Source organism: Embleya sp. AB8 (assembly GCF_049739465.1).
GTDB lineage: Bacteria > Actinomycetota > Actinomycetes > Streptomycetales > Streptomycetaceae > Embleya.
In genome coordinates, this window is record NZ_JBMHHY010000006.1 from 107,489 (window position 1) to 128,738 (window position 21,250).

A 21,250-nucleotide genomic window follows, 5' to 3' on the forward strand; every position below is an offset into this window, starting at 1 on the left:
CGGCCCCGTGGGTCACCGGGCCGGGGGCGGTCCACCGAGTGGTCACCGGGCCGTGTAGCGCACCGGGTCGCCGCCCGGCTCGGCGGTCGCCCGGCCGCGCTTGACCAGATGGCGCAGATGCGCGGCGGCCTCGCTCAGCGCCAACTGCCGGTTCTGCGCGCCCAGCTGCGCCCACGGACGGTTCCAGTCCATCCCCTCGGCGATCTGCCACAGGGTGAGCGAGTCGGCGCGCAGCCGGGCGTGCAGCGCGGCCAGTCGGTCCTCGTGCAGCGCGGCCACCTCCGCCGCGCGCCCCGCCGCGTCGGCGAACACGTGCTCGTGGGCGGGCAGTACGCCGGTGATCGGCAGTCGGGCGACACGTGTCAGCGATGCCAGGAAGTCGCCGAGCGGGTCGGCCTCCTCGGCGTCGTCGTAGAGCCCGATGTGCGGCGTGATCGAGGGCAGCAGGTGGTCGCCGGAGAGCAACCGGCCGTCGCCGCCCTCCAGGTGCAGGCAGACGTGGCCCGGGGTGTGCCCGGGCGTCCACACGGTACGGACCGCGCGCCCGGGCGCGGGGGCGAGTTCGCCGTGCACCAACTCGCGGTCCGGCACGGCGTAGCGCAGTCGTGGGCGCGGGCTGCCGTCCGTGCTCGCGCTCGCGTCGCGGTGTTCGGTGAGCGCGTCGAGGGCCTCCTGCGGTGCGCCGGCGAGGGTGAGTACCTCCAGGTGGTGGCGCAACCACGCGGCGCGCGGCGCGTCGTTGATCATCCGTACCTGCTCGGCGTCCGCCGCGTGCAGCGCGACCCACGCGCCGGAGGCCTCGCGCACCTTTTCGGACAGGCCGTGGTGGTCCGGGTGGGCGTGGGTGACCAGGACGCCGTGCACGTCCTCGATCCGGGTGCCGACCTCGAGCAGGCCGTCGACCAGGGCCCGGTGGGAGATCGGGTCGTCCCAACCCGCGTCGACCAGGACCGGACCGGCGTCGGTCTCGAGCACGTAGACGAGCGTGCAACCGAGTGGATTGTTCGGGATCGGAACCGGGACGGTCCATACGCCGTTACCCAGATCGGCGACCCGGGGCGAGGGGGGAGTGGAACGGTTGGTCGCGGTGGTCATCGGCGGCCTCCTTCTCGACGGTTCTCGAAGTGGCGCCGCCGGGGTCGATGGCCTGTCCGACTCCGATGATCACCATGGAACACGTTCTCTCATACACCAGTTCGCCACTGAAGTGAGGGGTCGTCAGATCGAGGTCCGACACGTACGATCCTTGTCTGTCAACAGATGAGACTCCAGTCTCATTCGAGCCGGGAATGCGTTGTTACCGCATCGGCAAACTGATATCTGTTCTAGTCAGAGCCAGTCGAAGTGCTGCGCACCGCCCGCAAGCCGCACCCAGAAGCCCCTGTATCGCGCAGCGTGTGTGCACGCCCGCACCGAGGAGGACCGTGATGACGGATATCGTGGAGCACAGCCAACTGGTCATCGGCGGACAGCTGGTGGACCCGCTTGGCACGGACACGATCGAGGTCGTCTCGCCGCACACCGAACAGGTCATCGGGCGTGTTCCGCACGCCTCGACCGCGGACGTGGACGCCGCGGTCGCCGCCGCGCGCAAGGCGTTCGAAGAGGGCCCGTGGCCGCGGATGTCGCTCGACGAGCGGATCACCATCCTGGAGAAGATCCGGGACGGCTTCATGACCCGGTCGCAGGAGATCGCCGAGGTGGTCGGCGCGCAGAACGGATCGCCGGTCGGCTGGGGGCTGTTCGCCCAGGCCATCGGCGCCGGGATGATATACGACACAGTCGCCAAGATCGCCCGCGAGTACCAGTGGGAGGAAAAGCGGGCCGGCCTGCTCAACCCGCTCCTGATCCGGCGCGAGCCGGTCGGCGTGGTGGCCGCCGTAGTGCCGTGGAACGTCCCGCAGTTCGTCACCGCGGCCAAGCTCGCGCCGGCGATCGCGGCCGGTTGTACGGTCGTGCTCAAGCCGTCGCCGGAGACCCCGCTCGACTCGTACATCCTGGCCGAGATCTGCCGCGAGGCCGGGCTGCCCGACGGCGTGCTGAGCATCGTGGCGGCGGACCGCGAGGTCAGCGAGTACCTGGTCGCGCACCCCGGCATCGACAAGGTCGCCTTCACCGGCTCGGTCGGCGCGGGCAAGCGGATCATGGAGGTCGCCGCGCGCAACCTCACCCGGGTCACCCTGGAACTGGGCGGCAAGTCCGCGGCGATCATCCTGCCGGACGCCGACCTGGAGCACACGGCGACCACACTGCTCCCGAACTCGTATATGAACAACGGCCAGGCGTGCGTCGCGCAGACCCGGATCCTGGCCCCGCGCAGCCGCTACGACGAGATCGCCGAGCGGTTCACCGCGTGGGTCGGCGAACTCAAGGTCGGCGACCCGATGGCGGCCGACACCCAGGTCGGCCCGCTGGTGGCTCAGCGGCAGCAGCAGCGCTCGTTCGACTACATCCGGATCGGCCAGGAGGAGGGCGCGAAGCTGCTGATCGGCGGCGGCCGGCCCGAGGCGCAGGAGACGGGCTGGTACGTCGAGCCCACGCTGTTCGGCGACGTGGACAACTCGATGCGGATCGCCCAGGAGGAGATCTTCGGGCCGGTCGTGGCGCTGATCCCCTACGACGACGAGGCACAGGCGATCGCGCTGGCCAACGACTCGGACTTCGGGCTTTCGGGCAGCGTGTGGACCGCGGACATCGAGAAGGGCATCGACGTGGCTCGGCGGATTCGCACGGGTACGTATTCGGTGAACACGTTCGGGCTGGACTTCTTCGGGCCGTTCGGCGGGTTCAAGAACTCCGGCATCGGGCGGGAGTTCGGTATCGAGGGGCTGGGCGCGTACACCGAGGCGAAGACGATAGCGCTGCCCGCGGGGTACGACGCGCAGATCTGACCGTTGCGGGCGAGGCCAGGCCCAGTGCGGCCGAGCGAAAGAGGTGTACTGATGGGTGATCGCTGGCGCGTCGAGGTCGACCGGAGCGTCTGCATCGGATCGGGCATGTGCATCGGCAGTGCCCCGACCGACTTCAAGCTGGACGCGGGCCGCCAATCGCATCCGCGAGCGGAGGAGTTGGACGGCTCGGACGCGATCCTGGAGGCGGCCGAGAGTTGCCCGGTGGAGGCGATCTCGATCATCGAGGTCGGCACGGGGAAGACGGTGTTCCCACCGGACTGACCCGCCCGGACCGACCGACGGCCCCCTAGCACTGCCCACAACGCGCGCGGGGGCCGTCGCGTTCAGGAGCAACCATCCGGCGGCACCGGCCACGAAAGGCCGTTCGGCTCGCCGCACCACACGGTTTGGGTGCCGTCGGGACCGATGTCGAGGCCGAACACATCGAAGGCCGGCCGACCGGCGGACGTCCACCAGGACCAGGCCGCCGCCACCTCGTCCCAGAGGCGTCGGGGCCCGTGTTGGCGAACCCGGAAGGTTTCGAGTTGCCGACCGTCGTAGTCCACCGTGGCCCACGAGGTCAGTGCGTCGTCCCAGATCCACAACCGGGATCGAAAGTCGTCGTCCTCGGTGGGGTCGTCGTTCCAGTGCGTTCGCAGCCCGGGCAACACCAGGCCCATGACCGCCTCGGCGGGCCTGTCGCCGCCCGCGACGTCCCAGGGCGACAACGTCGTGGTGCCGGTGTCGGGGGCGTCGCCCGCCCGGACCACGGTCGTGACGTCGCGGACCCGCGAACGCTGGCCACGCATCGACATGAACGCACCGCCGTGCGCGAATCGACCGCGTGCGCCGCCATCCTGATGCGGCGTCAGGACAAGGTTCCCGTACGTGGCCCAGGCAGTGGCCCACGGCGTCACAATCAGGCCGCCCGCCCCCGCCTGCCCGAGCCACGCGCTCGGGACCCGGGCCACCGAACAGGTGCTGACGATCCGGTCATACGGCGCCCCCGCGGCCCACCCCTCCGCCCCGTCGCCGGCCACGACGGTGGGACGGAGCCCAAGCGCGTCGAGTCGCCCACGTGCCTCGGCGGCCAACCCCGGGTCGACCTCCACCGTGACGACGTTGGCCCCACCCAGGCGATGGGCCAGCAGACCGGCGTTCCAACCACCCCCGGTGCCGATCTCCAAGACCCGGTGACCGTCCGCCACATCGAGGACCAGGAGCATGGCAGCGACGATGGAGGGTTGCGAGAGTGACGACGAGGGCCAGGCCGGTTCCCCCGACTCCGGCTCGCGGCCGTCGCGCACCTGAATCACCGCCGGCGTGTCCGACCAGGCCAGGTCGTTCCAGCGATCGTGGTCGGTGGCCCGATCACATGGCGTGTGATCGGGCAGGCCGTCGGCCAGTTGCAGCCAGACGACATCCGGAAGGAACGCGGCCCGGGGAACCTGCTCGAACGCATCCCGCCACGGGGCAGGCAGCGGCCCGGTCACCCGCTCCACGAGCCGAAGCAGTCCCGCAGGGGCCCGCTCCGTGGCCTCACTCGTCACCGATTCACTTGCCCTTCTTGGGCGTTCCGGGGTTCGGCGGCTTGTCCGGCAGGATAGGCGGCGGAATCGGCCGGCCGGGTTCGTTCCCATCCCGTTCGACGGGGCTCGGGGCTCGATTCCGTGCGACCCCAGCCCACTTGCCACGCCACCAGTCACGAGGAACCGCAAGTCGCCATCCGAAGAAGGCCGGGACGACCCTCCGGTGGCCCTCGAGACGAAGCCCGTCCCCTTCACCCGTACTGCCACCGGCAAAGCAAGAAGCCCCCGGCTCCCGGGACTTCCTCCTACACCGCTACCGCTTGAGCGTACTCACCAACTCGCCCCACGCAGCGAGACTGACCTGCAAGTGGCCACGGCCCCGATCCTTGGTGTCTCGCACGCCGGTAGAAGCCGGAAGCGGAGCCACCTCGACACAGGATGCATCGCCGTTTGAATAGCGCGACTTGCGCCACGCATGGTTGTCAAGGTTCACAGGACGTCCAATCTTTCCATGATCATCCGCCGAGAGTCCTCTTTGGAGTTTGCCCCCGAGCACTGGCCACCCGTGCCTGGGGATCATCCCCTTCACTCGTACTGCCACCGGCAAAGGCAAGAAGCCCCCGACTGCGGAGGCTTCTTGGTTCATCCTTACCGCTTGAGCGTACTGAGCAACTCGCACCAGGCCGTCGGACCGATCTCCAAGTGGCCACGACCCCGATCCTTGGTGTCACGTATGCCGGTGCACGCTGGAAAGCGTCCTACCTCAACACAGTTGTTGTTGTCCATGCTGTAGCTCGCGGTCCGCCACGATGCCCGCTCGTCGATCTCAGTCACTTCAGTTCTTCCAATCTGACCTTGATCAGGTCACGACTTTCCGGGCCCGACAAGCACGCCCCGGCCGTGTGGTCCAACTTCCGCCGATAGCGCGCCACGTCCCTCGGCGTCTCCTTGAAGATGGCTCCGTCCTGGTACTCGATGTACACAACGGCCGGGTCCTGGGGTCCGGTGAACTCCAAGAGCGAAACTTCTCCACCCACGAAGAACGGCGACACAAAGGGTGCGATCCGGATGGTTACGTTGTCCAGGCTACTCAGTCTCAAGAGGTGGGCCAACTGGTCGCGGTGTACATCCACCGAAGCGATTTGCGCATGTAGGAGTGCCTCGGAAAGCAGCGCCGTATACCTGACCGGCGCATCTTCGGTGAAGATGCGCTGCCGCCGCGCCCGGATGTCTACGAGCGCAGACGCGTCGTCCGGGTCGGTCACGAATGGACTGATTTCGAATGTTGCCCGCGCATACCCCGGTGCTTGAAGAAGTCCCGGTATGGCGCTGCTTGTTGCCGTAACAATCTGAGTCGACTGGCTCTCCAGGGAGATGCGCTCTTGGTACGTCGTCGTCAAGATGTCCGCGTACCCGGCCCACCATTGCACGCCCGACGAATCCTCCAGCCACGCCTCCATGGCTTCAAGATCGGCATCCGGGATTCCGTACAAGGCGCCAAGCTTGAGGAGATCCAGGCGACTCAAGCCCGACTTGGCGTTTTCGATCCGGCTGACTTTGCTGCCGTCCCAGCCAAATTGGGCAGCAACCTGGTCAAGAGTCAAGCCGCTTTGCTTGCGACGCTCTTTGAGTGCGGCGCCCATACGTCGGCGCGCGTATCCCGGCGTTGCAGCCATCGCGACCTCCTTCCTGTCGTAGTACATGGTGCCGGCCGCTCCGGCGAGCACCGTCCTACATAGGTGACCACCGTAGTGTGTGATGCAGATTCCTCCGCAAACTTGCACAGCAGTTTGGGACTCTGTCAGTGTGGGGGGTGTCACGAATGCCCACCTCTCCGTGATCTTCACCAGTCACGCCCAGGGTTGAGCACGCCGCCATCCGCAGGCGAGGAGTACTGGCATGCATCAGATCCAGTCAGAGCCGGCAGCAGCAACACCCGCCAAGGGAGCGTGGATCCGAGACGGACTCAGCGGCCTCTGCGGAGTCTGCGAGTCCACCACCGGCCAAATCGTCTGCGCCCGCACCCTCGCCGGCACACCGTTCACGGCCCGAGCGGGTGACGTGCGGATTCTCTCGCCTTCGGCGGCGGCCGAGGCCGTCTACACCCCACCCGTCGGACCAACCAGAGGAACGCCCATGACCGGCACCGGAGATCAGCCCACCATCCGCTTCACCTCGCCCTCGGACCACGTCGCCGAGTTGGCGCCGGCGATCGTGTCGCCGCAACTGGGCGTGGAGGGGCCCGAGTTCGTGGTCGGCGACCCGGTGCGGCGGAGGGGTACGCGGTGGCGGGACAGCGGGGAGATCATCGGCATCCGGTGTATCGACGCCGGGCCGCTGTACACCGTTCGTCGCTGGATGGACCGGAGCCTCTACGACGCCACGGCCGCCGAACTGTTCCACGACCCCGACGAAACCCCGCTCCGGGATCCTGACGGAGCGTCATGACCAGGTGGGCGGGTACTCGATTCCAGGCGACGCCCGCCCACCTGCCACACCACCAGACCAGTCACAAAGGACGGCAAGGTGCTGCACGAAGAATACCGGGACGACCGCCAGGCGGTCTTGGCGGCGCGGGACGCCGATCCAACCCTGATCGCACGACTTCGCGAATCCGCCTCCGTGGCCGCGCAGTTGCCTGCAGAACACCTCGGCGCGCCAGGCACGGAGAACGATGCACCGCCGGATCGGCCCGCTCGCGTATACCCGGGCAACTCCGAGGCCACGAAGAAGGGCCTGCCCGTCACCGACACCACACCCCCTCGCCGGTACACGTGGGCGGAACTCCCACCCTCGCTGCAAGCTGCCGTCATCCGGGCGGTGGGCGATGTACATGCCGTCGAGACGCCCCCCGACCCGTGGACGAGTTCGTTCGCCGCAGTGCTGACCACGGATCGCACGCGGGTTTTCGTCAAGGCCGCAAACCGGGTCGACAACCCGAAGTCCGCCGAGAGTCACAAGCATGAAGTCGCGGTGGCGCGGATGGTGTCCCAAATCCCGACCGCGCACCTGCTGGACGCCCTGGACGTCGACACCTGGTCGGCGCTCGTGTACCAAGCGGTCGACGGACGGCCCGCGAACTACGCGCCGGGATCGTCCGATCTCACCCTGCTGGCCACCGCAATGCGAACCATCAACAGCACCCGCTTCGACCTCGACCTCGACCTCGATCTCGATCTCGATCCCACCGAACGCCTACTCCCCACCCTCGGTCAACGCCTGGCCGGCCACCTCGATGACGCAGGTCGCGCCCTACTGCACGGCTCCACGCTGCTACATCACGACCTGTCGCCCGCGAACGTGAGCGTTGTCGACGAAGTCCGGGTGGTGTTCCTCGATTTCGGCTGCGCGACGATCGGACCCGCCTGGGTCGACGGCGCGGGCCTGTACATGTGGCTGCGCCAGGCCGGGCATTCGGCCGCCGCCGCCCACCGATGGGTGCTCGAATCGTGCCCGAGCTGGCCTGCCACCTCACTCGCCGCACGACGCGCCTTCCTGCGCGCCGTACGGGCGGAAAACCTGCGCCCGGCAGCCGAGTTCGACATGTGGACCGAACTGTTGGATCCGACCGAGACCGCCCCACGGGGACGAGCGTGATAGCGACCACGAAAAGCCCGTGGCACCCCAGTGGCAATGCACGACCGGTAGACAGCACGTCGGCGTAGACAACAGAGGCAACGCCGTACGGCACACCAAGCCACCAAGCCACCAAGCGCCCGAATCGGAACAACCGGTGCCCCGGCACGAGCTTCCCTGGTCGAGAGCCAGGGACGCTCGTGGGCCGAGTCATCCGCCCGGCCGGTCGGCGATCGAGCCCTCGGGGCCCGGGTCGGCCCGCTAATCTGGGCCGTATGCCGCGCTATGACTACCGCTGCCGCGCCTGCGGAAGCACCTTCGAGCTCAACCGCCCGATGTCCGCCGCCAACGACCCGGCCACGTGCCCCGACGGCCACGACGACACCACGAAGCTGCTGTCCACGGTCGCGGTAACGGGCGCCGCCACCGCCCCGCGCCCCACGGGCGGCGGAGGCGGAGGCTGCTGCGGGGGCGGCTGCTGCGGCTGACGCCGGGCCCGGCGGGCGGCCACTGATCCGGTCAAAGTCCTCAGCGGTCAGCACTGCCCGATGGGACGACCCATTGAGTCGGTTGTCCGGTGAGGGTGGCGATCATGTCGAAGTCGCCGTCGTAGTGGAGGACAGTCAGGCAGTGTTGTTCCGCAGCGGCGGCGATGAGCAGGTCGGGGAGCGAAAGAGCCCGGTGAAACCCGGCGTTGAGCGCGTGGCGCTGGATCTCCAGCGCGCGGGTGAAGGTCTTCTCGTCACTGCGCACGTAGTCAAAGGCCTGCAGCCAGGTGCTGATCCGAGTGGCTTCTGCGGTATCCCGGGCCAAGTGGATCATCTCGTACTCGGTGGGTTGGCATACGGCGAGGAGGTAGCGCTGGTGGAGGGGCTTGATCACCTCCTTGACGTTCGGCTTCGTCCAGCGCGCGAGGGCCGACTTGTCGATCAGGTAGCGATCCTGCATCAGGCGGCCTGGCCGCCGTGACGCTTGAGGGAACCGTCGGAGTTACGAGGCCCGGTGTTCTCGACGATCTCGCTGAAGTCGAGTTCACCGGCATCCATGGCGTCGAAGAACTCCTGGCGCAGGTGACGCTTGACGGCGTCCTCCATGGCGAGGCGTACAGCCTTGGCCTTCGTTTTGGTGCCGAAGATGCGCATGGCCTCGGCAACCATGTCGTCGTCTAGGTCAATGACGGTTCTGGCCATGCTGTCATTCCTTTCACAGGCGATCCTGGATAGGCGAAACGATACCACCATCATGCTGATGTCGATATCATTTAGCTCATGGGGTCGACTGCGATTCAGGCCGGCCAGGGCACAGGGCGCGATCAATCGGCCCGGCCGGCGATCGAGGCCAACTCCGCCGGGACGTCCTTGTCGCATTCCCAGCGGGCGAGTGCCGCGCGGTCCAGCAGGGCCACCCCCGCGCCCGCCGCCAACCCCGCCGCCTTGGCCGAGAAGCAACCCGCCGTTGTCGCGAGGATCAACGCCCCCTCGCGGTCCGCCCCCACCGCGCTCACGAACTGCTCGACCACGCCGCCCGCCACCGCGCCCGGGCCGTCGGCGGCACGACACCGCACCACCGCCGCCACGCCGTCCCCACGCGTCGCGTGCACGTCGACCGCGTACGCGTCCTCGTCCACCCGCACCGTGGCCACCTCGGCCAGCCCGTCCCGCGCGCACAACTCGCCGACGTGCTCGGCCAGTCGGGCCGGGTCCATCCGGTCCAACCGCGCCTGCGCGTCGCGCAACGCCGCGTCGTCGCCGCGCTCGGCCGGCTCGTCCGCCCTCGGCCGATAGCCGCCCAGCCAGATCGCCGAGGCCAGCACCGCCGCCGCGCAGATGTAGACCACCATCATGTCGTCGGACTGGTCGACCCGGACGCCCTCGAGCACGAACCAGACACCGATGGCGAGGAGTTCAAGCCCGGCGACCAGGATGGCCAGATTGAGGTAGGCCCTCACCGTCGTACGTGCCATGTCCGTCGTCCCCCCGGTGACGCTGCCGAACGGCGCGACCGATCGGCCCGCCGTACCGTCGTTCCCCTGTCGCTGTGCCGACGTATGGGCACCCCGCCCGGTTCCCGACCCCGACAACAACCGGACACCCTACGAAACGAAGTTCACGCACCATCCGGCAGGTTGGTCCAACCGCGCCCATCCGCCCGGCCGTACCACCCGCTCGCGGCCGTCGTACCGCCGTCCACGGGGATCAGATGGCCCGTCACATACGACGATGCGGCACTCGCCAGGAAGAGCACAACCTTCGCGTAGTCGTCGGGTTCGCCGAATCGCGCCAACGGCACCCACGAGCCGATCAACGCGGGGTCGCGATCACGCAATTTCGCCTCATATGTCGTCTGCGGCGTGTTCGCCATGTCCGGCGCGATGGCGTTGACCCGGACCCCCTTGCGCGCCACGTCGACCGCGAGACTTTTGGTGAACGCGATGATGGCGGCGTTGTACGCGGAGTAGACCGGGCAACCCGGGATCCCGCGCAGCGCCTCGACCGTCGACACGTTCACGATGCTGCCCGAGCCGCGCTCGATCATCGCCGGGAGCAGTGCGTGTGTGACCCGCAACACATGCTCGAAGTTGATCGCGTGCAGCGCCCGCCACTCCTCCTCGGTACTGCGCAGGAAGGTGGTCGAGGGCCGGTAGTCGCCGACGTTGTTCACCAGTACGTCCGCCCCACCGGCCGCCGACGCCGCGTCGCGCAGCCGAGCCACCGTGGCCGGCTCGCGGATGTCGCCGAGGACGACCTCCACCCGCCCGCCGGCCGCCTCGATCTCCGTCCGGGCCTGCTCGGCCCAGTCCGGGTCGAGGTCGTTCAGGACGACCAGGGCACCGGCGCGGGCCAGCAGCCGGGAGACCCCGCCGCCGATCCCCGCGCCGCCTCCGGTGACGACCGCGACCTGACCGGAAAGGGGTTCGGGATCGAGCATGCGTAGTGCCTCCTCGGCAAATGTGACGGTGCGTCAGATCTGCGCATGCTCCCCCAGCAGAGCCGCGAGGTCAACCGCCGAGTCGACCGACGAACCACGCCGGCCCGGTCGCGACCGGCCGGTCTATGCGTTCGAATGGATTCGAGAGAGAGTGTCGCTGTCGCCGAACCGGACACACCCGGCAACGCCTTGCAACACAAAGCAGCACAACGCAGCACAACGCAACAAAAAGCAACACAGGGCAAGACAAGGGCAACACAAAGCAACATGCCGCCACAGCACCGCCACAGAGGGGATCACATGGACATCGCGGTCGAGGACGTTCCCGCGCAGCACCGCTTCGAGGCTCGGGTCGACGGGGCTCTCGCGGGCTTCGCCGAGTACATGACCACCGACACCCTGATCGTGTTCACCCACACCGAGGTGGACCCGAGCTTCGAGGGCAAGGGCGTCGGCGGCGTACTCGTCCGCAGCGCACTCGACCTGGTCCGCGCCGGCGAGCACAAGGTCCTGCCGCTGTGCCCGTTCGTCAAGGCGTGGATCGGCAAGCACCCGGACTACTTCGACCTCGTCTACGACGCCCCACCGAGCAAGGTCACCGACTGACGGTCACCGACCGACGGGCGGTCCCCGACCCGACCGATCCGAGTTGATTCGCATGAGCACCGCTCCAGGCCCTGCCCCAGGCGCCACCCCCGGTCCCGATCGAGGCAAGGAGTATTCGGCCGAGGACATCGTCGTCACCTTCGACACCAAACGCTGCCTGCACTCCCTGGAGTGCGTACGCGGCCTGTCGCAGGTCTTCGACACCGACAAGCGCCCCTGGATCGACCCGTCGAAGGCCCCGGCCGACCAAATCGCCGAGGTGATCCACCGCTGCCCCAGCGGCGCGCTGCACTACACCCTGACCGGCGGCGCGCCGGAGACGCCGATCCACCCCACCCGGGTGCACGTCGTCGCCGGCGGCCCGCTCGTCCTGCACGGCCACATGCAGATCACCAACACCGACGGCACCCACCGGCACGAGACCCGCGCCGCGTTGTGCCGCTGCGGCGCGACCGGCAACGCACCGTTCTGCGACGGCAGCGCCGGCTGCGAACTGACCGGCCGGGACTGGGGCCAGGACGACTGAACAGGGAAACCGAGCAGGCAAACCGAGCAGGAGAACGGCACAAACGAAACAGGAGAACGGAACAGGAGAACAGAACAAGGAAACGGAACAGGAGAACGGGACAAGGAAACGAGACAAGAGAACCGAACAACCGGACCTCGGTTGGGCGCACACCGACCCCCGCCGTAGGCTCGACTCCCGTGAACAGCCTGCGCATGATCGACAGCTGGCCCGTCGGGAAGGCCGCCGCGGCCGTGGTCACCAGGGACGGGGTGGTCAAGGCCGAGCACGGCCCGGTGGACGAGCCGTTCCGGCTCGCCTCGGTGACCAAGCTGCTCACCGCCTACGCGGCACTGACCGCGATCGAAGAGGGCGCGATCGAGCCCGGCGACCAGGCCGGGCCGCCCGGGTCGACGATCCGACACCTCCAGGCGCACACCTCGGGGCTGGCCTTCGACGAGGACCGCGTACTCGCCGGTCCCGGGCGCAAGCGGATCTACTCGAACACCGGCTTCAACCTGCTCGGCGCCACCATCGAGAAGGCGTGCGACATCCCGTTCGGCGAGTATGTCCGCCAGGCGGTCTTCGTCCCGCTCGGCATGACCGAGACCACGATCGGCGACTCGCCCGCGGCCGGCGGCGTATCCACGGTGCGCGACCTGACCCGGTTCGCCGCCGAACTGCTCGCCCCGCGCCTGCTCGCCCCGGAGACGGTCCGGGAGGCCACCAGTGTGGTCTTCCCCGGCCTGGACGGCGTACTGCCGGGCTACGGCACCCGGCGGCCCAACGACTGGGGCCTGGGCTTCGAGATCCGCGGCAACAAGTCGCCACACTGGACCGGAACGACCAACTCCCCTGCCACGTACGGCCACTTCGGCGCGTGCGGGACGTTCCTGTGGGTGGACCCGGAGCTGGACGCGGCGTGCGTGTGCCTGACCGACCGCGAGTTCGGGCCGTGGGCGGCCGAGGTGTGGCCGGTGTTCAACGACGCGGTGGTGGCCGAGCTGCGCTGAGCCCGGGGTCCGCTGCGCCCGGGACCCGGGGAACCGGCGAACCGGGCCGCCCGGCCCGGCAGTTGACCGGGAGCCCGAAAACCGGCTCACCCCTTCGCCGCGCCCGTCCTGCGCCGCGCCGGCCCGCCGGGCGCCTACCGTCGAAGCGTGTTGTTCTCCGTGCTCGCGGCGCTGGCCGCCGCGCTCTGTTACGGCGTCGGGACCGTATTGCAGGCCCTGGGCGCACGACGGACCGCGAGCGGGGCCGGGCTCGATCCGCGCGTCCTGGTGCGCGCGCTCGGTCAGTGGCCGTTCCTGGTCGGCACCGGGCTCGATGTCGTCGGCTACGCCTGCCAGTTCGTCGCCCTGCGGGCGCTGCCCATCTTCGCCGTGGAGGCCGCGCAGGCGGCCAATCTCGCGGTCACCGCCGTACTCGCCGTCCCGGTCCTGGGCGCCAGGCTGCACGGCCGGGAATGGGGCGCGGTCGCCGCGGTCTGCGCCGGTCTGGCGCTACTCGGTATCTCCTCGGGCCACGAGGGCCCCGCGCACACCCACGTCGCGTTCCGCTGGTCCCTGCTCGGCTGCGTCGCGCTGCTCGGCCTGGCCGGGTGGGGATGCGCGCGGCTGGCCGAGCCGTGGCGCGCACGCCTGCTCGGCCTGCTCGCCGGACTCGGCTTCGGCCTGGTCGCGCTGGCCACGCGGGTGCTCACCGACCTGTCCTTTTCGGCCCTGGTCGGCAATCCCGCGAGCTACGCGCTGCTGGTCGGCGGCGCGCTGACCTTCCTGCTGTACACGGTCGCCCTCCAAGGCGGCGCGGTCACCTCGGTCGCCGCCGCCCTCGTGGTCGGCGAGACCGTACTCCCCGCCGGCATCGGCATCGCGCTGCTCGGCGACCACAGCCGTCCCGGCGCGTACGGTCCGCTCGCCGTCATCGCCTTCCTGGCCGCCGTCGCCGGTGCCATCGCGCTGTCCCGCTTCGCCGAGGGCGGGCCGGACGACCCCAGGTGAACCCCTGAAGACCCCGAAACACCGCCGGCCCCCGTCGACATCGCGAACGGGAGCCGGCTCCACGACCTGCCGCGACCGGGTGAGTCCCGATCACGGCCCGATCACTCCTCGGGTTCGATGATCTGGTAGTCCAGCTCGCCGATCGAATGCGCCAGTTCGGCCGGGGTGTACACGGCACCGTCGTAGACGAACGCGGGCTCGATCGCGGTCTCGGTCTGCCCTTCGGCGGTGGTGTCGAGCACCACGATTGCCCAGCCGATGACGGGGCACAGAACGGGCTCTTCGCCGGCCTTGGTCACCTCGACGTCCCACCCGGGTTCGGCCGGGGCGAGACTGACGACGCTGCGGCGGGTGTAGCGCATGGCGGGGCTCCTCGGCTGCACGGTAACCGGCGTTCGGCGCCGGTCCGAGCAAGCCTATGGTGCCGGTGTGACGGTTGGGGTCACGGGGCGTGTGCAGTACGGCGGCCGGCCGGGTAGGGGTCCGCGGCACGCACCCAGGAATGCCCGCGCCCCCGTGTCTGTTGTCAGGCACGTAGCAGCGACGTACATGTACGTACACGCATCACGGGGCTCGAACCGTTTGGGAGGACGCATGGCCACGGTCGCACTGACCAAGGAGAACTTCGAAGAGGTCGTGTCCGGCGACGGACTGACCGTGCTCGACTTCTGGGCGTCGTGGTGTGGACCGTGCCGGTCCTTCGCGCCGACGTTCGAGAAGGTCTCGGAGGCCACTCCGGACGTGGTGTTCGCGAAGGTGGACACCGAGGCGGAGACCGACCTCGCGCAGGCTTTCTCGATCCAGTCCATCCCCACCGTGATGCTCGTTCGCGACGGCGTCGTGGTCTTCTCGCAGCCGGGCGCGCTGCCCGAGGCCGCGCTGGTCGACCTGATCAAGCAGGCACAGGGGCTGGACATGGACGAGGTCAAGCGCAAGATCGCCCAGGGCTGAGCTCGCGTTCGCGTCGGTGAAATGTCCGGCTCGCCAGATTTTGCACCATCGCGGCGACAGAGGTTCACTGGAGGGAACGAGAGGGGTCCGACGGAGATAGACGCGGAGAAGCGGTCGAACGCAGGCCGCGCACCGCGCAATCAGGATCCGCGAGAAGTGGATGGACCCCTCTCGATTCGGCCACCCCACACGGTGGTTCGGTGACTGCGGTCACCTGGAGCAGGCGACACGGAAGCCCGCCGGACACGATCCGGCGGGCTTCCGGGCTGTCGAACCGGCTGCCGGAACCCCTCGGGCACGATCCGGCCCCGGCCTCCGCGCTGCCGAACCGGCCATGGGAGCCGGTGGGATGCGATCCGGCAGGCTTCCGGGCTGTCGAACCGCTCACCGCAACCGGACGAATGCGACCCGGTGGGCTTCAAGCCCGATGGGCTTCAAGCCGGCGGGCCCGCCTACCGCAACTCCTCGAATCCGACCCGGCGAGCTTCCGGCCCGCCGAACCGGCTGCCGGAGCCCGGCGGATCCGACTCGCCCATCGCAGCCCGGCGGATCCGACCCACCCACCGGTTCACGCGGGCGGCCCTGAAGCGGGCGGCCCCGACATCGGCCACCCCTGCGACGCAGCCGCCGGTCGCGCCCGCAGGTGCCCCCGCAGGGCGGCGATCTCGCCGCGCAGCCGCTCGGATCGGGCCGGTTCGGCCGGGTCCGCGCGTGGGATCCGCCCGGCCACCAGCGCGAGTTGGGCATTCTCGATCTCGCCGATCAACACCCGGGTCGGGCGCGGATGTGGGCCGTTGCGTACCTGCCGACGCCGCAGCCGGCGCGGCAACAACTCGGCCTCCACCGGCCGGATCGCGCCCGTCGCCGCCTCCTCGGCGGCCACCTCGCGGAATCGGGCCAGGTAGTGTCGCCGGGCGGACCGGTAGACCAGCAGCGCGATCACCAGGTTGGCCGCGACCTTGGCGAGCGTCCCGCGCCAGCCCGAGGGCACCGGCGCGTTGAAGAACCAATGCATCGCCATCGCGAGCAACCAGCAGCCGAGCGCGGTCGGCACCCGCCGTCCGAGCGAACGGCCGTCGCGCGCTACCAGGTAGCCGATCCCGGTGCCCGCGACCGCGCTCATCGCCCAGTGCGAACCCCACCCGGTGATCCCCACCCGGGCCACGAACGAGGCGTCCACCGATGCGCCCGGATCGGTGGCCCCGTCCAGCAGGATGGTGTTCAGCGCGTACAGCAGGTTCTCCATCACCTGGAAGCCCAGGCCGACCAACGCGCCGAAGACCCAGCCGTCGATCGGCGCGCGGATCACCCCGGCGGCGATCAGCACGAGCAGCAGCACGCCGCACAACTTCAGCGTCTCCTCGTTGACCGGCGCGGTCGACGCCGCGCCCCACGCGTCGGCGAAGTCGACCCCACGGGTCTTCGCCCAGATCCCGCCCAGGCCGCTGTTGGCCAGGATCGCGCAGCCGGTCGCGGCGGTCATCCCCCAGCCCACGCAGGCGATCGAGGCCCCGTGCGGGGGCGCGACCACCGGCCGGATCCGCCGCGGCAGCAGGTAGCCGACGCCCAGGGTGAGCAGCAGCAGAAAGCCGGCGAGCGCCGCGGCGGCCGGGAACACCCGTACCGCGTCCCGGTATTCGTACACGGTGACGCCGAGTCCGAACAGGCACGCGAGCAGTGCCACCACCATGGCGATCGGCGCGAGGCGCTCATCCGGCGGGCGGACCACGACAGCGGTCATGCGGCCTCCTCGGTGAACGTCAGCGAACGCAATACGTCCTGCACCGGCGGCCACTGCGCGGCGGCGGTGGCGGGCGGCGCGAGCGCGATCAGCCGGATCGCGAAGGTGTTCCCGGGGCCCGGATAGATCACCGCGCGCCCGATGTCGCCGCTCTGGGTCAGCGTGCCGACCAGGCCCCGAGCCCCTGCGGCGGCGATCGTCGGCCCGGCGGCGCCCAGTCGGGCATGCCGGTCGGCCACGCGGACGGTGTCGCGCAGCCCGGTCCACAGCGCGTCCGCGTCCTCGGTACGTGGCAGCGAGAGGTACGCGACCGACAGGTCCACGTCGCCGTGCCGCAGTACGAACACCTGCGAGGGGGTGGTCGCGGCCTGGTCCAACGTCCACCCGGGGCCGACCCGGAACCACGCGTAATGCCGGTCGTCCGGCCCGACCCGAAACACCGTGCCCGCCCGGATCCCCTTGTCGCCGGCGATCGCCGAGTCGATCAGCGACCACCCGCCAACCAGCAGCACCAGCACGGCGACGACCGCGAGCGGACCCCACCAACGAGCCCGCCGCGGCCCGGGGAGGATGCGGGCGTCGGTCATGTCTCCAAGGTCCGCCGAACCCCGGAATCCCGCCCGACGAACATCGGCCGTCGGGCGGAATCGGTCCCTCGAAAGGGTTGGCCGCACCGCGCGGGCGGTTGAGCCGTCCTGCTCGAACCGGTGCTACAGCCCGAATTCCACCGGCACCAGGTCGAGCGCGAAGCACGCGTCGCGGACCACGGCCTGCTCGGTCTTGTCGAAGTTGCCGTCGGCGCCGCCGATGACGATGCCTATCTGGATCACCGCGCGCGCCTCGGTCGGCTTCTTCTTGACCTTGGCGATGTCCTGGAGCACGGACACCTTGCCCAGCTCGAAGTCGGCGGTGAGCTTGGCCAGGTAGGCCTCGAAGCGCTGTTCGAGGTCGCTCGCGGCAAAGTTGCGCAGCACGTCGTTCGTGGTGATCAACGCGGTGACCCGGGCCCGCTCGGCCGGGTCGATCGAGCCGTCGGCCGCGGCGACCAGGGCACACATCGCCATGCTCGCGTCCCGGAACCCGCCGCTCTTCAACTCGTTCTTCTTCGCCTCCAGCTGCCCCTGCATCGTCTGGGCCGACTGCTTGAACTTGTCCCACAGAGCCATCAGGATCCCCCCTGCTTCTCGAACGTGTAGGTATGTAGGTATCGAGTCCTCAATCTACATACTCGTAGAAATCTCCCCACGCCGTGGGTGCAGAATCAATTCTGCTACTGCCTCCTCCCCTCACCTCTCCTCCCCTCGCAGGCAGCGGTCCGCACTCACGCCCCGCGCAGCGTCGCGGCGTAGTTGCGGTTCAAGGTGTCGGTCGAGGCGAACTCGAGCGTGCCGTCGGCCACGATCGACAGGACCGCGTCGTTCCTGGTGCAGAAGCCGGCGCTGTCCGGTCGAACGCCGCCGCCCAGCACGATCCTGGTCCTGGTGAACTCCTTCAGACTCATCGGCGCCTCGCACATCACCCCGTTGTAGCGGTTCAGGTAGGTGACCCGCCCCACCAAGTCGCCGGTCCGGCCCTTGTTCAGCGTGATCGCGATCTTCGCGGGCACACCGGGATCCATGGTCTCCGGGAACTGCCCCTCCCACTTGTGCGCGAACTCCACCGGAAGCTCCGCCGGGGTCTTCGCAGCCGGCTTGTCCTTCTTCTCCTGCTTCCCGAGCCCCACGGTCGCGTACAAGGTGCCCGCCGCGACCGCCGCGCCGAGCAGCAGGATCAGCGGGTACTTCCACCACAACCCGCGCCGCCCCTTGGCCCGTTGCGCCCCGCCGTCGGCCGGCTCCGGCTCCGGCCCCGCCGCGAGCCTGGTCTCCTCCATCCCCGCCACCCGGGTGAGCTCCACACCGACGACCCGGGTCGGCGCGGCGTCCTCGGTCTCGGCCGGCTCCAGGTCGAGTTCCAGCAGGTCCACCGCCCGCCGAGCCGTCGTCTCCACCACACTGCTCGGCAGCCAGCCCGGCACGAACAGCGTGCGCGGATTGCCCTCGGGCGCCAGCGCGGTCACGATCTGCCCGGCGGTCGGCCGCGCGTGCGGATCCTTCTGCAGGCATGCCTCGATCACCAGGTGCATCGAATACGGCACCCGGGACAGATCCGGCTCATGGCCGATCACCCGGTACATGTGCGCCTGATCGTTGCCCTCGCCGAACGGCCCGACCCCGGTGGCCGCGTGAACCAGGACCGAGCCGAGCGAGAACACGTCCCCGGCGGGCCCGACCTCCAGACCGTTGGCCTGCTCCGGCGACATGAACGCAGGCGAGCCGATCGACACACCCGTCGTGGTCAGCGCGGTGGCGTCGGCGGCTCGGGCGATGCCGAAGTCGATCACCCGGGGGCCGTCCAGGCCGAGCAGTACGTTGGAGGGCTTCAGGTCGCGATGTACCAGCCCGGCGTCGTGTATCGCCACCAGCGCCGCCGCGAGCCCGGCGCCCAACGCGCGAACCGCCTCCTCGGGCAGCGGGCCGTGCGTACGCACCGCGTCGTGCAGCGACGGTCCGGCCACGAACCGGGTGACCAGCCACGGCCGCGGTGCCTCCGCGTCGGCGTCCAGGACCGCCGCCGTCCACGGCCCGCGCACCCGCCGGCCGGCCTCGACCTCGCGCCGGAAGCGCACCCGAAACTCCGGGTCGTCGGCCAACTCGGGCCGCACCACCTTGACCGCGACCAGCCTCCCGCGCGCACCGCGCCCGAGGTACACCCGCCCCATCCCACCCGAACCGAGTTGCCGCAGCAGCCGATAGCCACCGATCTCGACCGGATCCTCCGTCGCCTGCACCCGCACTCCACACCCCCGTCGGGTCGAGACACCCGCCCGAAATTCCCGTCCCCGAAGAATACGATCACCGGAAATCGGCCGTCGCGGTCCGGGGCCGCGAGGCCTCCGCCGGCTGCCTCGAACCACCACGTGGCCGTCGAGAAATATCCCGCCTCCCCCGTAACACCCGTCCTCGCCCGAGCGTGCATATGCCGACCGACGAACACCGGACGCGACGAGAACGGAGGCACCCGAGGGCGATGTCGAGCACGAACCGCGAAACGGATGCCGAACGAAGAGCCGAGTTCGACGCCTTCTATCTGGCCACCTCACAGCGGATGACCGGGGTGATCTACGCGCTGACCGGCAACCTCGCGGACGCCGAGGACGCCGTCCAGGAGGCGTACTCCCGCGCCTGGACCCGCTGGGCGACGCTCACTGCGGCCGGGGATCCCACCGGGTGGGTCCGGGTAGTCGCGCGGCGGATCGCCGTCGGCAACTGGCGGCGGGCGCGCAACCGGATGCGCGCGCACTTCCGACACGGCGAGGCCACCCCCGCGCCGGCGACCTCCGCCGACCATGTCGCGCTGGTCGCGGCGCTGCGCAAGCTGTCGTCCGGGCGGCGCGAGGCGATCGTGCTGTTCCACCTGTGCGACCTCACCGGGGCCGAGGCCGCTGCCGAACTGGGGATCAGCGAGGGCGCGTTGCGCACCCGACTGACCCGCGCGCGCGAGGAATTGCAGCACCACCTGAGCGAGCCGGCCCGGGTGGAACAGCCGAAGACGGCGAAGCGGACGAAGAAGGAGACGGCGAGGGCATGAACGACCACAAGCACGACGAGGTACTGATCGACCGGCTGCGCGACCTGGCCGGCGGCGCCGAGGCGGCGGCGACCCTGGCCGCGCCGGAGCGGGTCCGCTCCCGGGGTACCCGCAGGCGCAATCGGGTCCGGATCGTCGGGGCCGGCGCGCTGACCGCGTGTGTGGTCGCGGGAGCGGCCTGGGCGGCCCAGCCGGGCGAGACGGCGCGCCACGACCGGGTGGGACCGGCGGCCGGCGGGCCGGCCACAACACCCGCCAACCCGGTGACGCCGCCTGCCGGTGGCGGGTGGATCGGCCTGATGGACCATTCGTATCTGCCAGTGGTGGCAGGCGTGGACTGGTCGATCCGAGACAATCTGGGGATGCCGGGCACGTCACCCGAGACCATGGCGAACTTGTTCGGTCCATGTGCGTCCATCTCGCTGCGTGGGGGCCTCGCCGGTAGCTACGGGCAGGTGAGCACACCGGCCGGCAGCCACGTCAAGACCTACGTGGGCGACGCATACGCCTCGAACCGCTCCCCGCAGGATGCCCGGGACGAGGTACTGCGGACCTACACCGCCTGGCAGGCCACCTCCTCCTCGTGCCTGACCCGGGTACCGAGCAACGTGCCCGGTACCGACGTGTGGTCCTGGTCGAGCGGTGGCAAGAAGGGCACGCTGCTGACCACCAATCGAGGCAGCGCGCTGGGCTGGATCGCGACGGAGATGGTCGCGGGCGACCCGGACTATCCGCTCCCGGCCGAGGTCGGCCCGGTGCTGATGGACAAGGCGGTTCACCCCGACGGCGAGCCGTTGCCTGGGATCACCGGGGCACCGCGGACGCCGAAGACCGGCCAGGTACCCGATGCCGGGCCGACAACCGGGAAGTAGCGCAATACGGGCCCGGCCGAT

26 protein-coding genes are annotated in these 21,250 nt (G+C 69.7%); 12 read left to right on the plus strand and 14 right to left on the minus strand.

Annotation, left to right across the window (positions count from 1 at the left end; translation table 11 throughout):
• Positions 1 to 42 precede the first annotated feature (42 nt).
• Positions 43 to 1,095: an MBL fold metallo-hydrolase gene (locus ABIA38_RS10535; RefSeq protein WP_424638256.1), complete on the minus strand. Its 1,053-nt coding sequence runs from the start codon at positions 1,093 to 1,095 to the stop codon at positions 43 to 45.
• A gap of 332 nt (positions 1,096 to 1,427) precedes the next feature.
• Between ABIA38_RS10535 and ABIA38_RS10540 the strand changes: the two genes are divergently transcribed.
• Together ABIA38_RS10540 and ABIA38_RS10545 are read left to right on the plus strand one after the other, a co-directional pair.
• On the plus strand, positions 1,428 to 2,891 hold the full coding sequence (locus ABIA38_RS10540; protein WP_424638257.1) for an aldehyde dehydrogenase: 1,464 nt from the start codon (positions 1,428 to 1,430) through the stop codon (positions 2,889 to 2,891).
• Positions 2,892 to 2,942: 51 nt separating this feature from the next.
• Positions 2,943 to 3,173, plus strand: coding sequence for a ferredoxin (locus ABIA38_RS10545; protein WP_424638258.1), 231 nt, complete (start codon positions 2,943 to 2,945; stop codon positions 3,171 to 3,173).
• Between the two features lie 62 nt (positions 3,174 to 3,235).
• On the opposite strand, the gene ABIA38_RS10550 is transcribed toward ABIA38_RS10545, so the two are convergent.
• The 4 genes from ABIA38_RS10550 to ABIA38_RS10565 form a co-directional block, all read right to left on the minus strand.
• The gene (locus ABIA38_RS10550; RefSeq protein WP_424638259.1) at positions 3,236 to 4,441 is read right to left on the minus strand and encodes a methyltransferase domain-containing protein; all 1,206 of its coding nucleotides are present in this window, start codon (positions 4,439 to 4,441) and stop codon (positions 3,236 to 3,238) included.
• 292 nt (positions 4,442 to 4,733) lie between these two features.
• The gene (locus ABIA38_RS10555) at positions 4,734 to 5,066 is read right to left on the minus strand and encodes a DUF397 domain-containing protein (RefSeq protein ID WP_424638260.1); all 333 of its coding nucleotides are present in this window, start codon (positions 5,064 to 5,066) and stop codon (positions 4,734 to 4,736) included.
• A 2-nt stretch (positions 5,067 to 5,068) separates the two neighbouring features.
• Positions 5,069 to 5,254, minus strand: a complete 186-nt coding sequence (locus tag ABIA38_RS10560) for a DUF397 domain-containing protein (RefSeq protein ID WP_424638261.1) — start codon at positions 5,252 to 5,254, stop codon at positions 5,069 to 5,071.
• A complete protein-coding gene (locus ABIA38_RS10565) occupies positions 5,251 to 6,123 on the minus strand; it encodes a helix-turn-helix domain-containing protein (protein ID WP_424638262.1) in 873 nt (290 codons plus the stop codon). Before ABIA38_RS10565 ends, ABIA38_RS10560 begins: the two co-directional genes overlap by 4 nt.
• A 433-nt stretch (positions 6,124 to 6,556) precedes the next feature.
• Here ABIA38_RS10565 and ABIA38_RS10570 point away from each other — a divergent pair, with 433 nt between their 5' ends.
• The 3 genes from ABIA38_RS10570 to ABIA38_RS10580 all read left to right on the plus strand — a co-directional run bounded on the left by ABIA38_RS10570 (position 6,557) and on the right by ABIA38_RS10580 (position 8,484).
• Entirely contained in the window at positions 6,557 to 6,868 is a 312-nt protein-coding gene (locus tag ABIA38_RS10570; RefSeq protein ID WP_424638263.1) for a hypothetical protein, read from the plus strand.
• A 78-nt stretch (positions 6,869 to 6,946) separates the two neighbouring features.
• On the plus strand, positions 6,947 to 8,017 hold the full coding sequence (locus ABIA38_RS10575; RefSeq protein ID WP_424638264.1) for a phosphotransferase: 1,071 nt from the start codon (positions 6,947 to 6,949) through the stop codon (positions 8,015 to 8,017).
• Positions 8,018 to 8,271: 254 nt separating this feature from the next.
• Positions 8,272 to 8,484 (plus strand): FmdB family zinc ribbon protein, encoded by a 213-nt coding sequence (locus ABIA38_RS10580; RefSeq protein WP_424638265.1) that lies wholly within the window; start codon positions 8,272 to 8,274, stop codon positions 8,482 to 8,484.
• A gap of 40 nt (positions 8,485 to 8,524) precedes the next feature.
• Here the strand turns inward: ABIA38_RS10580 and ABIA38_RS10585 are convergent, their stop codons facing one another.
• The 4 genes from ABIA38_RS10585 to ABIA38_RS10600 form a co-directional block, all read right to left on the minus strand.
• On the minus strand, positions 8,525 to 8,944 hold the full coding sequence (locus ABIA38_RS10585; RefSeq protein WP_424638266.1) for a PIN domain nuclease: 420 nt from the start codon (positions 8,942 to 8,944) through the stop codon (positions 8,525 to 8,527).
• Positions 8,944 to 9,186 carry a type II toxin-antitoxin system VapB family antitoxin gene (locus tag ABIA38_RS10590; protein WP_424638267.1) on the minus strand — a complete coding sequence of 81 codons (243 nt, stop codon included), beginning with the start codon at positions 9,184 to 9,186 and terminating at the stop codon, positions 8,944 to 8,946. Before ABIA38_RS10590 ends, ABIA38_RS10585 begins: the two co-directional genes overlap by 1 nt.
• Positions 9,187 to 9,308: 122 nt before the next feature.
• Entirely contained in the window at positions 9,309 to 9,959 is a 651-nt protein-coding gene (locus ABIA38_RS10595; protein WP_424638268.1) for a restriction endonuclease, read from the minus strand.
• Positions 9,960 to 10,102: 143 nt separating this feature from the next.
• A complete protein-coding gene (locus tag ABIA38_RS10600) occupies positions 10,103 to 10,924 on the minus strand; it encodes an SDR family NAD(P)-dependent oxidoreductase (protein ID WP_424638269.1) in 822 nt (273 codons plus the stop codon).
• Between the two features lie 267 nt (positions 10,925 to 11,191).
• Between ABIA38_RS10600 and ABIA38_RS10605 the strand changes: the two genes are divergently transcribed.
• The 4 genes from ABIA38_RS10605 (at position 11,192) to ABIA38_RS10620 (ending at position 14,035) form a co-directional block, all read left to right on the plus strand.
• Positions 11,192 to 11,530 carry a GNAT family N-acetyltransferase gene (locus tag ABIA38_RS10605; RefSeq protein WP_424638270.1) on the plus strand — a complete coding sequence of 113 codons (339 nt, stop codon included), beginning with the start codon at positions 11,192 to 11,194 and terminating at the stop codon, positions 11,528 to 11,530.
• 52 nt (positions 11,531 to 11,582) lie between these two features.
• On the plus strand, positions 11,583 to 12,056 hold the full coding sequence (locus tag ABIA38_RS10610) for a (4Fe-4S)-binding protein (protein ID WP_424638271.1): 474 nt from the start codon (positions 11,583 to 11,585) through the stop codon (positions 12,054 to 12,056).
• A 179-nt stretch (positions 12,057 to 12,235) separates the two neighbouring features.
• A complete protein-coding gene (locus ABIA38_RS10615) occupies positions 12,236 to 13,048 on the plus strand; it encodes a serine hydrolase domain-containing protein (protein ID WP_424638272.1) in 813 nt (270 codons plus the stop codon).
• 147 nt (positions 13,049 to 13,195) lie between these two features.
• Positions 13,196 to 14,035 carry a hypothetical protein gene (locus ABIA38_RS10620; protein ID WP_424638273.1) on the plus strand — a complete coding sequence of 280 codons (840 nt, stop codon included), beginning with the start codon at positions 13,196 to 13,198 and terminating at the stop codon, positions 14,033 to 14,035.
• Positions 14,036 to 14,136: 101 nt separating this feature from the next.
• Here the strand turns inward: ABIA38_RS10620 and ABIA38_RS10625 are convergent, their stop codons facing one another.
• Positions 14,137 to 14,397, minus strand: coding sequence for a hypothetical protein (locus tag ABIA38_RS10625; RefSeq protein ID WP_424638274.1), 261 nt, complete (start codon positions 14,395 to 14,397; stop codon positions 14,137 to 14,139).
• A 232-nt stretch (positions 14,398 to 14,629) separates the two neighbouring features.
• Between ABIA38_RS10625 and trxA the strand changes: the two genes are divergently transcribed.
• The gene (trxA, locus tag ABIA38_RS10630) at positions 14,630 to 14,986 is read left to right on the plus strand and encodes a thioredoxin (protein ID WP_424638275.1); all 357 of its coding nucleotides are present in this window, start codon (positions 14,630 to 14,632) and stop codon (positions 14,984 to 14,986) included.
• Between the two features lie 568 nt (positions 14,987 to 15,554).
• Here trxA and ABIA38_RS10635 read toward each other — a convergent pair.
• The 4 genes from ABIA38_RS10635 to ABIA38_RS10650 form a co-directional block, all read right to left on the minus strand.
• Positions 15,555 to 16,727: a PrsW family intramembrane metalloprotease gene (locus tag ABIA38_RS10635; protein ID WP_424638276.1), complete on the minus strand. Its 1,173-nt coding sequence runs from the start codon at positions 16,725 to 16,727 to the stop codon at positions 15,555 to 15,557.
• A complete protein-coding gene (locus ABIA38_RS10640) occupies positions 16,724 to 17,314 on the minus strand; it encodes a hypothetical protein (protein ID WP_424638277.1) in 591 nt (196 codons plus the stop codon). The genes ABIA38_RS10635 and ABIA38_RS10640 overlap by 4 nt, the downstream gene beginning before the upstream one ends.
• 123 nt (positions 17,315 to 17,437) lie before the next feature.
• Entirely contained in the window at positions 17,438 to 17,893 is a 456-nt protein-coding gene (locus ABIA38_RS10645) for a tellurite resistance TerB family protein (protein ID WP_424638278.1), read from the minus strand.
• A gap of 155 nt (positions 17,894 to 18,048) precedes the next feature.
• The gene (locus tag ABIA38_RS10650) at positions 18,049 to 19,557 is read right to left on the minus strand and encodes a serine/threonine-protein kinase (protein ID WP_424638279.1); all 1,509 of its coding nucleotides are present in this window, start codon (positions 19,555 to 19,557) and stop codon (positions 18,049 to 18,051) included.
• 239 nt (positions 19,558 to 19,796) lie between these two features.
• Between ABIA38_RS10650 and ABIA38_RS10655 the strand changes: the two genes are divergently transcribed.
• Complete coding sequence (locus tag ABIA38_RS10655; protein ID WP_424638280.1) at positions 19,797 to 20,357, plus strand: RNA polymerase sigma factor; 561 nt, start codon at positions 19,797 to 19,799, stop codon at positions 20,355 to 20,357.
• On the plus strand, positions 20,354 to 21,229 hold the full coding sequence (locus ABIA38_RS10660) for a hypothetical protein (protein WP_424638281.1): 876 nt from the start codon (positions 20,354 to 20,356) through the stop codon (positions 21,227 to 21,229). The genes ABIA38_RS10655 and ABIA38_RS10660 overlap by 4 nt, the downstream gene beginning before the upstream one ends.
• Positions 21,230 to 21,250: the final 21 nt, after the last annotated feature.